The 16,336-nt window shown below is 68.3% G+C and carries 9 protein-coding genes; all 9 read left to right on the top strand.

What is annotated here, in order from left to right; all coding sequences use genetic code 11:
• Positions 1-17: 17 nt before the first annotated feature.
• Genes EP7_RS16245 through EP7_RS16205 form a run of 9 tightly spaced genes read left to right on the top strand, consistent with a single transcriptional unit; the run spans position 18 to position 16,249 of the window.
• Positions 18-1,073: an AAA family ATPase gene (locus EP7_RS16245; protein WP_463522517.1), complete on the top strand. Its 1,056-nt coding sequence runs from the start codon at positions 18-20 to the stop codon at positions 1,071-1,073.
• On the top strand, positions 1,042-1,956 hold the full coding sequence (locus EP7_RS16240; RefSeq protein ID WP_463522515.1) for a DUF58 domain-containing protein: 915 nt from the start codon (positions 1,042-1,044) through the stop codon (positions 1,954-1,956). Before EP7_RS16245 ends, EP7_RS16240 begins: the two co-directional genes overlap by 32 nt.
• Entirely contained in the window at positions 1,956-4,115 is a 2,160-nt protein-coding gene (locus tag EP7_RS16235) for a BatA domain-containing protein (RefSeq protein WP_463522513.1), read from the top strand. The genes EP7_RS16240 and EP7_RS16235 overlap by 1 nt, the downstream gene beginning before the upstream one ends.
• Positions 4,116-4,131: 16 nt before the next feature.
• Positions 4,132-6,579: a vWA domain-containing protein gene (locus EP7_RS16230; protein WP_463522511.1), complete on the top strand. Its 2,448-nt coding sequence runs from the start codon at positions 4,132-4,134 to the stop codon at positions 6,577-6,579.
• Positions 6,580-6,622: 43 nt separating this feature from the next.
• Positions 6,623-8,854: a hypothetical protein gene (locus tag EP7_RS16225; RefSeq protein WP_463522509.1), complete on the top strand. Its 2,232-nt coding sequence runs from the start codon at positions 6,623-6,625 to the stop codon at positions 8,852-8,854.
• Positions 8,841-10,847 (top strand): coiled-coil domain-containing protein, encoded by a 2,007-nt coding sequence (locus EP7_RS16220; protein WP_463522507.1) that lies wholly within the window; start codon positions 8,841-8,843, stop codon positions 10,845-10,847. Before EP7_RS16225 ends, EP7_RS16220 begins: the two co-directional genes overlap by 14 nt.
• 36 nt (positions 10,848-10,883) lie before the next feature.
• Complete coding sequence (locus tag EP7_RS16215) at positions 10,884-11,399, top strand: hypothetical protein (protein ID WP_463522505.1); 516 nt, start codon at positions 10,884-10,886, stop codon at positions 11,397-11,399.
• A 58-nt stretch (positions 11,400-11,457) separates the two neighbouring features.
• Positions 11,458-14,553 (top strand): NPCBM/NEW2 domain-containing protein, encoded by a 3,096-nt coding sequence (locus EP7_RS16210; protein WP_463522503.1) that lies wholly within the window; start codon positions 11,458-11,460, stop codon positions 14,551-14,553.
• Positions 14,554-14,605: 52 nt separating this feature from the next.
• Entirely contained in the window at positions 14,606-16,249 is a 1,644-nt protein-coding gene (locus EP7_RS16205; protein ID WP_463522501.1) for a hypothetical protein, read from the top strand.
• Positions 16,250-16,336: the final 87 nt, after the last annotated feature.

The raw sequence follows: 16,336 nt of genomic DNA, 5'->3' as shown, positions 1-16,336 counted from the left end.
CGACTGGAGACGCGACCTTGAGCGGGACGACCGAAGAAGAGATCGACATCGACCTGGCCGAGCTGGACGAGCTGAAGTCGGCCCATGCGCAGATCCGCGAGCAGATCTCGCGGCAGATCATCGGCCAGGACGACGTCGTCGACCAGCTCCTGATCGCCGTCTTCGCCCGCGGCCACTGCATCCTGGAAGGGGTGCCGGGCCTGGCCAAGACCCTGATGGTCAACTCGCTGGCCCGCTCGCTCTCGCTGGACTTCAACCGGATCCAGTTCACCCCCGACCTGATGCCCAGCGACATCACCGGCACCGAGGTGCTCTACGAGGACCGCAACAGCGGCGCCCGCGAGCTGCGGTTCGTCCCCGGGCCGATCTTCGCCAACCTGATCCTGGCCGACGAGATCAACCGGACCCCGCCCAAGACCCAGGCCGCGCTGCTGGAGGCCATGCAGGAGCGGCAGGTCACCGCCGGCGGGCATCGCCACGGCCTGCCCGACCCCTTCTTCGTGCTGGCCACCCAGAACCCGATCGAGCAGGAAGGGACCTACCCCCTGCCCGAGGCCCAGCTCGACCGGTTCCTCTTCAAGATCTTCATCACCTACCCCACGCCCGAGGAAGAGCGGCGCATCTACCGGGTCACCACCGGATCTCAGGACCACGAGATCACGCCGACGCTCGACGGGGCGCGGATCGCGGCCTTGCAGAAGGTGGTGCGTCGGGTGCCGGTCTCGGACCACTGCATCGACTACGCGATGGACCTGGTCCGGGCGACCCGCGGCCCCGCGTATGGCGGCCCCGGATTCATCGGCGAGTATGTCGCCTGGGGCGCCGGCCCGCGCGACGGGCAGTCCTTGATCCTCGCGTCCAAGGCCAAGGCCGCGCTCGCCGGCCGGGCGAGCGTCTCCGTCGAGGACATCCGCGCGGTGGCCCACCCGGTCTTGCGGCACCGGATCGTGTTGAACTACAACGCCCAGGCTGCCGGCGAGACGAGCGACTCGATCATCAAGCGACTCTTGAAGGACATCCCCGTCCGGAAGGGAGCCGCCGATGCCGCCGTCGCCGAAGTATTCCGACCCTGACGCGATCGCGCGGATTTCCGACCTCACCCTGCGGTCGCGGAGGCTCGCCGAGGGGGCCATCAGCGGGCAGCATCTCAGCCCGTTCCACGGCTTCAACGTCGAGTTCGCCGAGTATCGCGAGTACACCCCCGGCGACGACCTGCGCAGGCTCGACTGGCGCGTCTTCGCCCGGTCCGATCGGCACTACATCAAACAATATGAAGAAGAGAGCAACGTCCGCGTGACGTTCCTCGTGGATGCCAGCGCGTCGATGAACTACAAGGGATCCGCCGCGCTGTCGAAGTACGACTACGCCGCCACCCTGGTCGTCGCCCTGTCGATGCTGCTGACCCGCCAGCAAGACCCAGTCGGCCTGGTCCTCTTCGACGAGAAGGCCGGCACGATCCTGCCGCCCAACGCCACGCAGTCTCAGGTGATGGTCATCGCCGGCCTGCTGGAGAAGTGCGTCCCGTCCCGCAAGACCGAACTGGGCGGGCTGCTGCAAACCGTCACCGGCCAGTTGAAGCGGCGAAGCCTGCTGGTCGTCGTCTCGGACCTGTTCACGGACATGGAGCCGGTCTACGACGGCCTCAACCGGCTCCGGTTCCAGGGTCACGAGGTCCTGATGCTCCAGGTGCTCAACCGCGACGAGCTGGACCTCCCCTTCGAAGGCCCGACGATCTTCCACGACATTGAAGGGGAAGAAGAGCTGTTCGCCGAGCCCTGGGCCTTCCGCAAGTCGTACAAGCACGCGATGGTGGAGTTCCTCGGTGACGTGAAGCGCGAGTGCGGTAGCCGCGGCTATGACCACGTCCAATTCGTCACCGACGAGCCCCTGGTCTCGTCGCTCAGCACCTTCCTCCACGCACGCGAGGAGAAGAGCCGCGGCGGGCGACCCTCATGATGTCCTTCCTCAGCCCGCTCCTGATTTGGGGGGCCCTGCTGGGCGCCATCCCCATCATCATCCACCTGCTGAACCGCAGACGGTTCCGCCGCGTGGAATGGGCCCCGATGCGCCACCTCAGGCTGACCATCCAGCGCAACCGGCGACGGGTCCAGATCGAGCAATGGCTGCTGCTCCTGCTGCGCGTCGCCGGCCTGGTCCTGCTCTTCTTCCTGCTGGCGCGGCCTGTCCTGAACCCGACCGGGCTGGAGGGCTGGCTGGGCTCGGGGGGCCGGTCGAGCCAGGTCGTGCTCGTGGACGACTCGCTGAGCATGGGTTACGCCGCCGACGGCGGTGAGCCCGCCTTCCGCCGGGCCAAGGAAGTCGCCGGGGCGCTCCTGGCCGGCACCCGGCCGCAGGATCGCTGCACCCTGCTGGCCAGCTCGTCGCCCACGACGCCCATCCTCTCCGAGGTCGAAGGGGCACGCCGAGACGACCTGTCCGGCGCCGTCTCGGGCCTGGTGCCGACGGCCTCGCACGCCTCCTGGTCGAGGGTTCTGGAAGGGCTCGACGAGGTCTTGAAGTCATGCACCTATCCCACCCGGCAGGTCACGATCATCACCGACCTCCGACGCTCAGGCTGGGGAGCCGGCGTCGCGCCGATCGCCAAGGCCTGGGACGAGGCCGGCGTGCGGGTCAGGATCGTTGACGTGGGCGACGAAGGGACCTCGAACATCTCGATCCGGTCGCTCATCCCCCAGGATCGGACGGTGCTCGCCGGTTCCGAGAGCCGCTGGGAGGCGACCGTCCGGAATGACTCGACCCGCGTGCTGTCGGGAGTCAAGGCGATCCTCAGGGTCGACGACCAGCCGACCGAGGTCACCCTGCCTGAGATCGCGCCCCGTCAGGCGGTACGCGTCCCCCTGACCGTCCGGTTCCCGGGCGCCGGCATGCACGACGTGTCGCTGGAGCTACCCGAGGACGAGCTTGCAGGAGACAACAGGCGCTGGTCCTCGGTCCCGGTGAAGGACTCGCTCCTGATCCGCCTGGTCGACGGCGAGCCATCGTCGGAGCCGTTCGGGTCGGAGGTCGACTTCCTCGCGGCCCCGCTCTCCATCGGCGTGGGATCCGCGGAAGCCTGGCGAACCGAGGTGGTTCAGGAAACCGACTTCGTCTCGCCCAGGCTCGATTCACCGGACGTCCTGGTCATGGCCAACGTCGCCGCGCCCACCGCCGAGCAGGCCTCGCGGATCGACCGGATGGTGCGCGACGGCATGGGCCTGATGATCTTCACCGGCGCCAAGCTCGACACCGGCCTCTACAACGACCTGCTCTACCGGACCAACGCCCGCGTGCTTCCCGTCGCCCTGAAATCGCTGGTCGACGAGGAAATCCGCGGGATCGTCGTCGAACCGCTGCGGCCTTCCCCGCTGGAGAAGCTGCTCGACCTGAAGACGTCGGCCCTGGAGCGGGTCCCCGTCCGGCAGATCATGGCGGTCGACGAGACGAGCGAGGAGGGGAAGGTCCGCGTGCTGGCGAGGTGGAACGACCCGGGCCGATCGCCGGCGGTCATCGAGCGGATTTCGGGCGAAGGCCGGGTCCTGCTCTGGACGACCACCGCCGACCGGGCCGGCAACGACTGGCCGATCGAGCCGAGCTTCGTGCTGGCGATGCGCGAGGCGGTCCTGGGCGTCTCGCGGCCGACGAGCTTCGCCAACACGGTCAGCGCCGGCGACCTGGTCCGGCGCGTCGTGCTGACCAGCCAGCAGGTCTCCAACGTCCGGGTCGCCCCCCCGGGCGGCGGCGAGCCCCTGCCCTTGCTTGCCTCGCCCGTCCAGGGCAGGCCCGACGACGAGGGCCCGGCGGTCGAATTCAGCGTGCCGGACACGCGTCGGGCCGGGCTCTATCGGGTCTCCTGGGACGAGGGGGCGCTGGGCACTCAGCAGGATTCGTACGCCGTGAACCCGGACGCCCGCGAGAGCGATCTCGATCGGATCGGCCAGGCGGACCTGAAGACGCTGCTGGCCCCTTTGCAGGTCGAGGTGGCCGAGGCTCGTGGGGGCGGGGCCGACCTCTTCTCGCCGGTTGGCCGCGAACTCTGGCACGAGGCCGCCCTCTTCCTGCTGGTCCTGCTCGTCGGCGAGTCGATCGTGGCGGCGTGGGTCGGCCGTTCTCGTTGATGTCCCCAGGGAACTCATGAACACATTCACGCGGTTACTCCTGGGGTTGGATCGGTCGCCGGGCGCCGAGGCGGGCGTCGGCTCGCGGCTGGAGTTCGCGGCCCTGCCGCGCGGGGCGGTCTCCGTCGCGCTGGCGCTGGCGGCCGTCGCGGTCGCGTACCTGCTCTGGCGGCTCTATCGCCGCGAGAGCCGCGACCTGTCGCCCGGCAAGCGCGGGTTGCTCGTCGGCCTGCGCGGGCTGACCCTGCTGGCGCTCGCGGCGATGCTGCTGGAGCCGGTGCTGGTCTCCAGCCGGACCGAGACCCTGAAATCGCAGCTGGCCATCGTGGTCGACGACTCGGAGAGCATGAAGTTCTCCGACCCATACACCGACGCCTCGCGCGCCGTCGACATCGCGTCGGCCCTGAAGCTGCAAACCGCGGATGGCCGTGCCCCCGCGGATCGGCTGCGGGAGACCCCCCGCCTCGACCTGGTCAAGACGGCCCTCAGGCCCACCCTCGATGCGCTTGGCAAGGGCCGCGACCTGTTCGTCTACGACCTCGACTCCGCGGCCCGCGGCGGCACGGGTTCGTCGGCGAAAACCAGGACGGTGGACGCGATCAAGCCCAGCCGGCCGATCTCCCCGCTGGGCGATGCCCTGGGCGGGGTGCTAGCGGCGCACCGGGGTCAGCACGTCGCGGGCCTGGTCCTGGCGACCGACGGCCGGTCGAACGCCGGCGATGACCCGCTCCGCGCCGCCGAGGCCGCCGTCCGCCAGAACATCCCGATCTACGTCATCGCCGCCGGTGCCGACGAAGGTCCGCGCAACGTCCGGCTCTCCGAGATCGAGGTCAGCCCGGTCGTCTTCGTCCGCGACCCGATGAACGTGGCCGTCGTCGTCGAGGCCCGTGGCCTGCGCGACGCCGAGGCCACGGTCGTCCTGGAGCAGCGGACCAACGACGGCGGCTGGGAGTCGGTGGCCAGCCAGCGGGTCGTGCTGGGCGAGGACGGTATCCTCAAGCGGACGACGTTCCGGGTCACCCCCAAGGTGGTCGGCCAGGTTGAGTTTCGCGCCCGGGTCGAGGACGCGGGGCCCGAGCTGACCCAGGAAGACAATGTGTCCACCGCAGCCGTGAAGGTCGTCCGCCAGCAGATCCGGGTCCTGGTCATCGCCGGTGCCCCGTCGCCCGAGGTCCAGTTCCTGCGCAACGCCCTGATGCGCGACCAGCACGTCGAGTTCACCGCCTGGCTCCAGCACGCCGACCCCGGCTACCGCCAGGCCGGCGACCGGCCCATCGCCAGGCTCCCCCGCGACCAGGCGGAGCTGCGCAAGTATGACGCCCTGCTCCTGATCGACCCAGATATGAAGGACCTCGGGCCCGAGTGGCCCGACCTGATCACGCACTTCGTCGGCCAGGAAGGCGGGGGCCTGATCTACGTCGCCGGCGAGCTTTATTCGCAGCAGCTTTACGACGAGGCGGACGCGGCGAGCGCCTCGGGCAACTGGACAAAGATCTTGCCGGTGGTGCGTGATCCCGGCCTCTTCCGCACCGAGGCCGAGGTCCGGCTGAGCACCCAGAGCACCTACACGCTCGACCTCACCGGCGAAGGGCGCAGCGACCCGGTCTTCGAGTTCAACGCCGACCCGATCCGCAACCGGTCGATCCTGACGAGCCTGCCGGGGATGTACTGGAGCTTCCCCGTCACCCGGGCCAGGCCGGGGGCCACGGTGCTCACCCGCCACGGCGACCCTCGGATGCAGAACCAGCACGGGCGGCAGGTGTTGCTCGCCTCGCAGCTGTATGGGCCGGGCCGTACGGTCTTCATCGGCTTCGACAGCACCTATCGCTGGCGCTATCTGTCCGAAGATTACTACGACGGCTTCTGGGCTCGACTGGTCGACCGGGCCGGTCGCAACAAGGCGCTCGGCGGGCGATTCCCCTATCAGGTCCACCTCGGCAAGGGGGCCTACCGGGTCGGCGATCAGGTGACCGTCGATGTCCGGTCCACCGAGCCGGGCGCGATCGCCGAGGCGGCCGAGTTGACCGCCGAGCTGGAAATCGCCGGGCAGCCGCCCGAGCCGTTGCCGTTCAAGGCGGCCGCCGACACGCCCGGCACGCTGACCGCCACCTTCCCGGCGCAGCAGGCGGGTGCCTACACCTTGCGGATCGTCTCGGCCACCGCGGCCGACCCGGGGTCGGGCGTCCGGGCCTCGACCACCACGTTCCGGGTCGAGCCCCCCCGTCGCGAGATCGACGAGCCCGCCCTGAACCGGCCGCTCCTCACCGAGCTGGCCCGTATCACCAAGGGACGCGTCTTCGAGCTGGCCGACGTGAGCAAGCTCGACGCCGCCATCCCCATCCGAGAGGTGACGCGGACCCTGGAGACGCGAGACGAACTCTGGGACGCGCCGCTCTTTTCCGCGACAATTGTCCTGAGCCTCACCGCCGAGTGGATCTTGCGCAAGATGTTCCGGATGGTCTGACCAGCAACGGCGTCGAGCAGTCCGAAAGTCCGGGGGCCGAATCGTGGCGATTGCGACCGAACTTCCAGGCCTGGAATCACTCAGAGATGAGCAGGCCGCCCTGCGTGCGCGGCTCGCCGGGCTACGCCGCCGCTTGCAGCTCCAGCTGACCCTGGAATCCGCCGTCGAGGTGACGACCGTCCTGGTACTGGCCGCCGCCGCCCTGGTGCTGCTGGACTGGTGGCTTCGTCCGGGAGTTTCCGCCCGGCTCGCGCTGCTGGCCATCGCCCTGGCCGCGGGGCTGACCTTCCTGGCGATCCGAGCCTTGAAGCGTTGGCGATCGTCGAAGGTCGACGACCTGGCGCTGGCGATGACGCTCGACCACTACCGCCCGGGCGTCGGCCAGCAGATCGCCGACGTGCTCCAGCTCCCCGACCTTGTCGACGGTCCCGACGCCGAGGCGCATGCGTCGCCGGCGATGGTCCGCCTGGCCGTGCGGCGGGCGAGCGAAGCCCTGGCCGGCTCGGACTGGGGCTCGCTCTGGAACCGAAGGCGGACGAAGGCGTGCCTCGTCGCGCTGGGGCTGGGCCTGCTCGTCCCGGCCGCGTTCGCCCTGGTCGCACCTGCGGCAGCCCGCCTGAGCTTCGCCCGCTGGCTGCTCGGGTCGTCGGAACGCTGGCCGCAGCGGACCTACCTCACCGTGATGGGCCTCGACTCCCGAGGGATGTTGATCGCCCCGCGCGGCGAGCGGTTCCAGGTCGAGGTCCGCGGCGACATGCCGCTCGTCGATCGCAGGGGCGATCGCTGGGCCGTCGGCGGCCGGGGGGAACCGCTGGTCCTGGCGAAGAAACCGAGCAAGCCGGGCGTCCCGGCGGCCGTCTCGATCCGCGAGCGGACCGCCGAAGGAGCCAGGCGCGACGCCGTGATGGTGGCCTCGGGCCCGGCGCAATTCCGCCACGAGCTGCCCGCGTCCCCCACGCCCTCGACCTTCGAGCTGACCGCCAACGACGACTGGCTCGGGCCGATCCGGGTCGAGCGGGTTGACCGGCCAACCCTGGCCGATCTCAGGCTCAGCGTCCGGGAGCCGGGCGCCACCTACGAAGGGGCCCGCAACGTCGCCGATCCTCGCCAGCACCTGCTCTTCCTGCCCGACACCGAGGTCGAATTCACGTTCGTCGGCAGCGAGCCGCTGGCCGGAATCCGCCTCAACGTCCACCCCGGCAGCCCGCCCGTCGTCGAACGCATCGACCCGAAGACGTTCAAGGCGAAGTGGGTCTTGCACGAGGCCACGACGCTGGAGGTGGTCCTCACCTCGGCGTCCAACGGCCTGACCTCGCAGCCCAATTTCCTGTCGATCAGCATCCAGCGCGACCGCGAGCCTCGCATCACGATGCGGGCCGTCGGCGTCGGAACCCGGGTCACGCCGGTCGCCACCATCCCGCTCACGATCGGGGCCACCGACGACCTCGGCCTGGCGGCGCTCCGCATCCAGGCCGACCGGACGACACCCGGCGGCGACTCTGAGGAGCCGAAGACGGCCCGCAAGACAATCCCCCTCCCCCTACCCCAGGACTCCGACCGCGCGGTGCTCGACCAGCAGTTCCAGCATGACGTGCTGCTCCAGGCCGAGCCCCCCAAGGTCGGCACCATCCTCAGGTTCGTGGCCGAGGCCGACGACCGCTGCGCCCGGGGTGCTCAGACCGGCCGGTCGGGCACGCTCCAGCTCATGGTCGTCTCCGTCGAAGAACTCTTCTACGAGATCCTGATCCGACAGCGCGCCGAGCGGGCCAAGTTCGTCGCGGCGCTGGAGGGCCTGGAGAAGCAGACCCCGACGCTGGCTACCGAGGCACCCCCCGAGGACGTCCTGAAGGTGCTGCGTGCCCATCACTCGGCCTCGCGCCTGGTCGACCAGATCGCCGGCCGGCTGACCGACACCTTGCAGGAGATGAAGCTCAATCAGGTCGGCACGCCCAAGTCCCACAGGCTGCTGCAAGAGGCCGTCATCGACCCGACGAAGGCCCTTTCCGCCGGCCCGATGAACGCGACGAGGGCGGCCCTCCAACCCCTCTCCAGCCCGGCCGGCGGCAAGCAGTCCGACCGCGAAACGGCCCGCCGCCTGCACGACGAGGTGGTGACCAAGATGAAGGCGATCCTGGATCAGATGTCGCAGTGGGAGAGCTTCATCGACGTCGTGAACCAGGTGGCCGAGGTTATTCGGATGCAGCAGGGCGTGCTCCAATCCACCGAAAAGGCCCGAGAATCGCGAACGCAGGAGGTCTTCGATGACAAGCCCTAGCCGACCCGCACCGCCGACCGAGCGACGACGGATCTGCCTCGCGGCCGGCCTCGTCGCGGCCCTCCTCATCGCCAATCCCACCCATCGAGGGGCCCTGGCCCAGGACCCGAAAGCCGCCGACGTCTTCGACGAGGAGAAGCCGGAGAAGGCGAAAGAAGAAACGCCGAAGCCGGAGACGCCCAAAGAAGAATCGCCGAAGCCGGGCGAAACGAAGCCAACCGAGGTTCCGAAGGCCAAGGCCGAAGAACCCGCGCAGGGCACCGACTCGATCGGCTTCACCCAGGAGAACGTCGCCTCGCAGATGACCGAACTGGAGGAGCGCATGTTCCGGCTCTCGGAGGCGTTACGCACCCTGGAGCCCGAGAACGCGTCTCGCCTGAACCTCGCCCTGAAGTTCTCCCGCGAGGAGCTGATCCTGCACCAGATGCGGGACACCCAGAAGCTCCTGAAAGAGGCCCAGCTCTCCAAGGCCGAGACCGAGGCCAAGGAGCTGCTTGCCAAGCTGGAGCACCTCCGCAACCTGCTCCTGGCCGAGGACCTCGACTTCCAGATGAAGCTGGCCCGGCTCAGGCAGATCCGCGAGAGCCTTGCCCAGCTCGACCGCATCATCAAGGACGAGAAGCGCGAGATGGCCTGGTCGCGGACGGCCCTGGAGACCCAAGCCGAACTCGAGCAGCTGAAGGCCAGGAAGGCCGACCTGGAGGCGCTCGTCCTCGCCCAGGGGAAGGTCATCGCGGACACAAAGGCCGTCCCCGCCGGGGCCGAGCCGCCGGCGCGTGAGGCCCTCCGCGGTCGAGAGGCCGAGGTCCGCAAGTCGGCCGCGAAGCTCGCCGCCGATCCCCTCTTCGCCACCCAGCAGCCAGCCCACCTCAAGCAGGCCGACGAGCCGCTCGAAGATGCCCTGACCAACCTGGCTGCCGCGGAGAAGGGCAAGGAGGCCGTCGCCGATGAGGAGAAGGCGCAGGAATCATTCCGCAAGGAGCTGGAACGGCTCAACGGGCGGATCGAGGAGGCCACCAAGGCGGTCGCCGCCGACGAGTTCCGCAAGTCAGAGATCGACCAGGCCCGCAACCGGTCCGCGACCGACTCCCTGGGCAAGGCCTCGGCCCGCCTGGGCAACACCGGTGTCGCCCTCCAGAAGGACCTGATCCGCGCAGGCGGCTCGATGCAGTCCGCCGAGGGGGATCTCGCCAAGACCGAGGCCGAGCCCGCGTCGAAGGACCAGCTCGAGGCCCTGAAGCACCTGACCAAAGGGCGGGATGAGCTGGCCAAGGCGTCCGAGAGCCTGCTCACCGAACTCCGCGGAGAGCTGCAAACCAGGATCATCGCCGAGCTGGCCGAGATGCACGAGATCCAGGTCTCGATCCGCGAGACCACCCAGGCACAGGCCCCGCGCGTCGCCCAGAAGTCGCGTACGGCCCTGATCCTCCTCTCCGGCCTCTCTCAGAAGGAGGGCGAGTTGGCCAGCCGCACCAACACCCTCCGCGTGCTGACCGAGGAGATCGAGTTCGGCATCGCGCTGCCGACCGCGCTCGGAGTCCTGTCCCGCCAGATGGTCAAGGCCAGCATCCTGCTCAAAGAGGGGGACGCCTCCCCGGCGACCATCGCCCTGGAAATTCGTATCGAGGAAGACCTGCTGAGCCTGGCCGAGGCCATGCGCCGGCTCTCGCCCACGAAGCCGCCGCCCCCCGGCACCCCACTCCCCTCGAATCCGAGGGACCGCGAGCGCGAGCTGAACCGGCTCGTCGCCGAGCTGAAGATGATCCGCCTGCTCCAGACCCGGCTCAACGACGACACCGTCGCGGTCGACGGCACCCGCCCCGGCGCCGCGACGATCCCGCCCGCCCTCCGGCGGGAGATCGAGGCCCTCAACTCGGCCCAGGAAGAGATCCGCGACTCGCTGTCGAAGATCTCCGAGCAACTCGAGCCGCCGCCGGAATCGGACAACCCCCTGCTCAACCCCGATCGGCTCCTGAAGAAGCGCGAAATCTGACTCAAACGCATCGACCATCTTACACGCGAGGGTCCGATGAAACGATCGATTCGCCCCCTGTTCCTGTCGGCCGCGGTGGCCGCCTGCATGGCCAGCACCGCCCACGCCCAGACGCTCTCGGGCATCTCGTCAAAGATGACCGGAGTCGCCGGCGAGTTGGGAAAACTCAAGACCGGTGAGCCGGTCCAGAAGGATGAGAAGGCGATCGTCAGCGACCTGGACGCCATCATCGCGGCCCTGGAGAAGGAGTGCCAGGCCTGCAAGAACGGCATCAAGAAGAACAACCCCAACTCGCCACTGGCCGACTCGGTCATCAGGGGGGGGACCGGCGGCATCGGCGACCTCGCCGAGCCGGGCAAGGGGAACAAGGACTGGGCCAAGCTCTCCGACCGCGAGCGCGACCGCATCCTCCAGTCCATGACCGAAGGGTTCCCGCCCGAGTACCAGGTCGTCCTGGAACGCTACTACCGGCGCCTGGCCGAGGAGAAGTCCGCCGCCGGATCTCCGGCCGCCCCCGCCAAGGCCGACGCGACCAGGACGGAAACGCCCTGAACGACCGAGCGGTGGGCGGGTTGATCACCAGACGTAGCGCAGCCACCGAGGACGACCGATGCACGCCTTGATCCTGCTCCTGATCGGCTTCCAGGGCCCGATGGTGGTCTTCCAAGGCCAGATGGTCTTCCGGGGCCAGATGGGCCCGAATGGCCAGCCGGTCCCGGTCGCCGTGGCCACCCCAGGCAGCTCCGCCAATTACGCCCGCGCGCTCGACGCCAAGTCCCTCGACCAGGCGACCCTGGATGTCGAGGGCTACGGCGAGAAGAAGGCGTTGAAGCGGGAGGACGACGGGCTGAGGATCACCCTCGGGCCGGGCAACCAGGAGACCGGCTGGAAGTCGCCGCAGGCGCTCAAGATCGGCGGAGACTTCACCATCTCCGCCGATCTCTCGATCAAGACGATGCCCAAGCCCGCCCAGGAAGATGGCGTGGCCGTGGGCCTGGCCATCGCCACGCAGGACATCAATCAGCCCGACCTTGCCCTGATCCGCCTGCGCGAGCCTGGCGGCGCCGACGTCTACCGATCCGTGGAGAAGCCCAACCCCAACGACCCGATGCAGCAGATGCGCATGCAGCAGCAGATGATGATGATGAACATGAGGGGAATGGGCTTCCCGCAGCCGAACGCCAAGCCTCCCAAGCCGCCGCGTATGACCTTCCCCGCCGCCGGCGATACAGTCCACTTCGAGCTGAAGCGCGAGGGGGGAACCGTCCGCTACCAGGTCTCCGAAGGCGTCGGGGGCCGCCCGCGCTACCTAGGGCAAGTCAACCTCGGGCCGGGCGACATCGCCGCCCTGAAGCTGTTCGCCACGAACCGCAACGGCGCCGAGCCCATCAACGTCCTTCTGCGCAACCTGACGATCCACGCCGACCGAATCACCGGCCTGGGCACCTCGGTCCGCACCATCCGCGGCGAGATCGTTTACGGCGAGCCCACCTCCATCAAGGATGGAGCCCTACTCATCGGCGGCCAGGTTGCAGGCACGCCGCAGCCAGGAAATGCCAATCCAGGCCAACCTCGCACGGTCGTGCCGGGGGGCGCGACCACGACAACCACGGAGGTCGCGGTCGCGGTCAATCGTGTCGTTGTTGCGGCCCCCGCTCCGGCCGCAGCTGTGGTTGTCGCCCCCGCCCCCGCTCCGGCTGCGCCGGTCGTCGCGGCCCCGGCAGCGCCGGCCGACAAACCGGGCACCACGCCTACGCCCCCCAAGGATGCCACGCCTTCCCCTGCCGGCACCGCCCCGGGCTCGGCGCCGGCCAAGCCCCCGGAGCCGCCCAAGGAGAAAGCACGAATCCCCCTCGACGAGGTCGAACTCGTCCGATTCGAGCGAACCCCTGCCCTGACCGGCCACTTCCTGGGTCAACCCAACTTCGACTTCACCATGCCCGCTCCTGGGGCAAAGACGGACCCTTCCCCCGCGAAGGACGAGACGAAGAAGGACGAGACGAAGAAGGACGAGACGAAGAAGGACGAGACGAAGAAGGACGAGACGAAGAAGGACGAGACGAAGAAGGACGAGACGAAGAAGGACGAGACGAAGAAGGACGAGACGAAGAAGGACGAGACGAAGAAGGACGAGACGAAGAAGGACGAGACGAAGAAGGACGAGACGAAGAAGGACGAGACGAAGAAGGACGAGACGAAGAAGGACGAGACGAAGAAGGACGAGACGAAGAAGGACGAGACGAAGAAGGACGAGACGAAGAAGGACGAGACGAAGAAGACCCCCACCGCCCTGGATGTCAATGCACCTCCTCCTGGCACGGCCGCCGCACCGACGGTTCAAGCCAAGGTGGAACCGAAGAAGAACGGGATCCGGGATCTGCAACTATCGCTGGGCAACCTCAGGAACGCGGCCATCACGCAGGTGACCGTCAGTTGCCCGACCGACAAGGGTCAAGGCAGTTGGCGGCTCGACACCTCCGGGTCTGCGGACTGGCCCCTCGTCGTCCGCCGCTCGGGAACCGAAGGCTGGGCCGACTTGTTCCTGGAGCCCCCCGCCGGCGACTGCTTCGAGAAAGACTTCAACGTCGCGGTGACCTATGCCGACGGTCAGAACGCGAATGCGACCTTCAAAGCCAGCAAGCACACCGACCCGAAGCTCGCCGTCGACCCCAAAGGGCCCGCCGATCCCGCCCCCGACGCCTGGGTCTACCTGATCGGGGATGAGAAGATCTTCGGCAAGCTGGGGGCCATCGGCGAGGAGACACTGACGCTGACCACGCCTTGGCAGGACAAACTTGACGTGCCGCTCGGCCGGATTGCAGGAGTCCATCTCGCCCAGGAAGGGCGAAAGGAAACGCCCGAATCGTTCGCGCGGCGGCTCAAGACTCCCGGCACCGAAGACCTCCTGCTGGCCCGGTCGAAGGCGGGTGACGTCGTCGCCATCTCGGGAGTCGTCGCCGGTTCCGAGGCCGAGAAGCTGAGCTTCCGCTATCAAGGGAAACTCAGGACTCTCCCCCTGAAGCTCGTCGAAGGCCTGGTGATGGCCTCGAGGCCCAACGCTCGCAAGGCCAACGACCTGCGACCGACCTTCTCCCTCCCCGGCGGGCAGTCGATCTCGGGGACCTGGAAGGGAATCGAGGCCGCCACATGGAAGGTCGAGACCCCCTGGGGCCAGGAATTGAAGCTCCCCGCGCCCGAGGTTCAGGAGGTCCGGTTCCGAGGCGGCAAGCAAACCTTCCTGTCGGACCTCGTCCCGAGCAAGATCGAGGAGACACCCTTCTTCGGCCGCAAGGTGCCGTATCGGCGCGACCTGGCGCTAAACGGCGAACCCCTGAAGATGGGCGGGCAACGCTATGAACGTGGCCTGGCCGTCCACTCACGCAGCCGACTGACCTACGACCTCGACGGTCGATACTCGACCTTCGAAGCCCTGGTCGGCTTCGACGATGCGGCCAGCCGCAAGGGACGCGTCGATTGCCGGGTCTTCGCCGACGGCAAGGAACTCTTCGCCAACACCGACCTGAGGGCCGACGGTGAGCCGGTCAAACTCAGCCTCCCGGTCGAGGGGGCCCAGCAACTGACGCTCCTGGTCGACTACGGACAGGGGGAGGACACCGGCGATCGCCTGATCTGGGCCGACGCCAGGATCTACCTCAAGGCCCCAACGAAGGTCTCCGCGACGAGCGCCGCTCCCGCGAAAGACTGACCCCCAACGAACAGCCGAGTTCGCCGCGACCGAGTCAGCGAAGGGCCCATCGATGAAGCGACCTCTCGTCCAAATCCTGCTCCTCTGGGCCGCGTCCGCGGTCAGTGCGCCGACCTTCGCGCCGGCGGCCGACGACGCCAAGGCATCGCCGATCGAGGTCCACGAATGGTCGATCTGGGTCGGCCAGCCCGCGCAGCCGAACCTCAACGGGACCAGGATTTATCGTAACGCGATGCCCGACGTTGTCGGCACCTCGCGAGCGAAGTTCGAGGAGAAGGACCTGGCCGCCAAGTTCCCGATCGCGCCGATCTCCGTCGTCCAGGCGTACGGCGAGCCGACCAAGGATGTCGACATCGAGATTCGCGCCAAGAAAGGGACGTTCGTCGCACACTGGCCCCCCAGCACCGACCGGGGCGGGCGGATCCAGTGGTTCGGATCCGACCTCCTCGCCGCGCTCCCGCCGGGAATCCCCGAAAACTACCTGCCGGAAACCCACTGGTTCCAAACCTTGAGGGCCTCGAAGCCCGCCCTCTACGTGAAAAACGAGACGCGAACCGAACGATTCCTCGCCTACGACACCGAGCTGACCACGCCGGTCCCCGTGCGGCTCCGGGGCGGTCCCGATGAGTACACCCTCCAGAACCTGACCGGACGCACGCTCGTCGACATCGCCGTCATCGCCCCCGCCGCGGGGGGCTTCCGCGTCGGCTGGCTCGACGAGCTGCCAACCGCCGCGCCCGCGAAGGAAGAGGAAAAGAAGGACGACAAGTCGGCGAAGAAGACCGCCGAGGAGAAGGCCGAGGCGGTCTTCGAGGAGGGCGAGAAGGCCCCCAAGGCGAAGGACGACGCCCTCACCCCGATCCCCGCCGAGGGCGACGCCGACGTGCGTGCCCAGGTCGACCAGATCCTCAATCGACCCATCACCCTGGCCGTCGACCGGGCCCCCCGCAAGGATGCCATCAGCCTGATCGCGGGCCAGGCTCGCCTGAGTTACGAGCTGGACGACAAGGCCCTGGCCAAGGCCGAGGTCGACATGAGCCTGCCAGCCACCCTGAAGGTGGGCCAGGGAACAGCCCGCGACTCCCTTTCGGACGTGCTCGCGGGCGCCGGCCTGAGCTACCGCATCACCGAGAATGGCAGCCTCTACATCACCACCGCCGCCAGACTCGCCGAGGACAACACCAAGAAAGGGGCCGCCGTCGAGGGGCCGCCGATCAAGCTGACCATGGGCCAGCCCCTGATGCCGTCGAGCCCTTCCTACCGCGAAGTCACGCACGACTCGCTCGCCCGCCGCCTGAAGAAGCAAGGGCTGCGCGACGAGTCCGCCCGGCTCCTGCTGGAACGATATGGCAAGAATCTCTTCGAACCCGGCGAGCTGATCGTACTGGCCCACCTGTCGCGCGACGCGATCGACGAGGCGGTGCTCCTCGACGTCTTCCCACCGCCCAAGACATTCGTCCGGACGGCGCTCGTCGTCACGCACGGGATCGACCCGAGGCTCCAGGACAAGGCGCGGACCCTGGTGCAGCAGCTCGGCGACGCCACCCCCAAGACGCGAGAATCGGCCGAGACCCGCTTGCAAGAGCTGGGAGCCGCCGCCATCCCGGTCCTCGAAGATGCCTTGAAAGACAAGGACATCGAGGTCGTCTTCCGCGCCGAGCGCCTGCTCTTGCGGCTAAACCGACAGGTCCCCTGACGCAAGGGCCAGGTTGGCGATCCATCGTTAGCGGCGGGTCTAAACCCCGCCGCACTTATCAAGATCCAGGACCAAGGAACTTCGTGC

It is taken from the genome of Isosphaeraceae bacterium EP7, assembly GCA_038400315.1.
Classification (GTDB): domain Bacteria; phylum Planctomycetota; class Planctomycetia; order Isosphaerales; family Isosphaeraceae; genus EP7.
Note: the sequence above shows the minus strand (reverse complement) of the source record. Positions and strands in the feature narration are given on the sequence as shown.

What these genes read in the sequence shown, in the direction of transcription:
- EP7_RS16230 (WP_463522511.1), top strand. Translation starts at nt 4,132, where the DNA reads ATGAACACATTCACGCGGTTACTCCTGGGGTTGGATCGGTCGCCGGGC.
- EP7_RS16220 (WP_463522507.1), top strand. Translation starts at nt 8,841, where the DNA reads ATGACAAGCCCTAGCCGACCCGCACCGCCGACCGAGCGACGACGGATC.
- EP7_RS16210 (WP_463522503.1), top strand. Translation starts at nt 11,458, where the DNA reads ATGCACGCCTTGATCCTGCTCCTGATCGGCTTCCAGGGCCCGATGGTG.
- EP7_RS16205 (WP_463522501.1), top strand. Translation starts at nt 14,606, where the DNA reads ATGAAGCGACCTCTCGTCCAAATCCTGCTCCTCTGGGCCGCGTCCGCG.
- EP7_RS16215 (WP_463522505.1), top strand. Translation starts at nt 10,884, where the DNA reads ATGAAACGATCGATTCGCCCCCTGTTCCTGTCGGCCGCGGTGGCCGCC.
- EP7_RS16240 (WP_463522515.1), top strand. Translation starts at nt 1,042, where the DNA reads ATGCCGCCGTCGCCGAAGTATTCCGACCCTGACGCGATCGCGCGGATT.
- EP7_RS16235 (WP_463522513.1), top strand. Translation starts at nt 1,956, where the DNA reads ATGTCCTTCCTCAGCCCGCTCCTGATTTGGGGGGCCCTGCTGGGCGCC.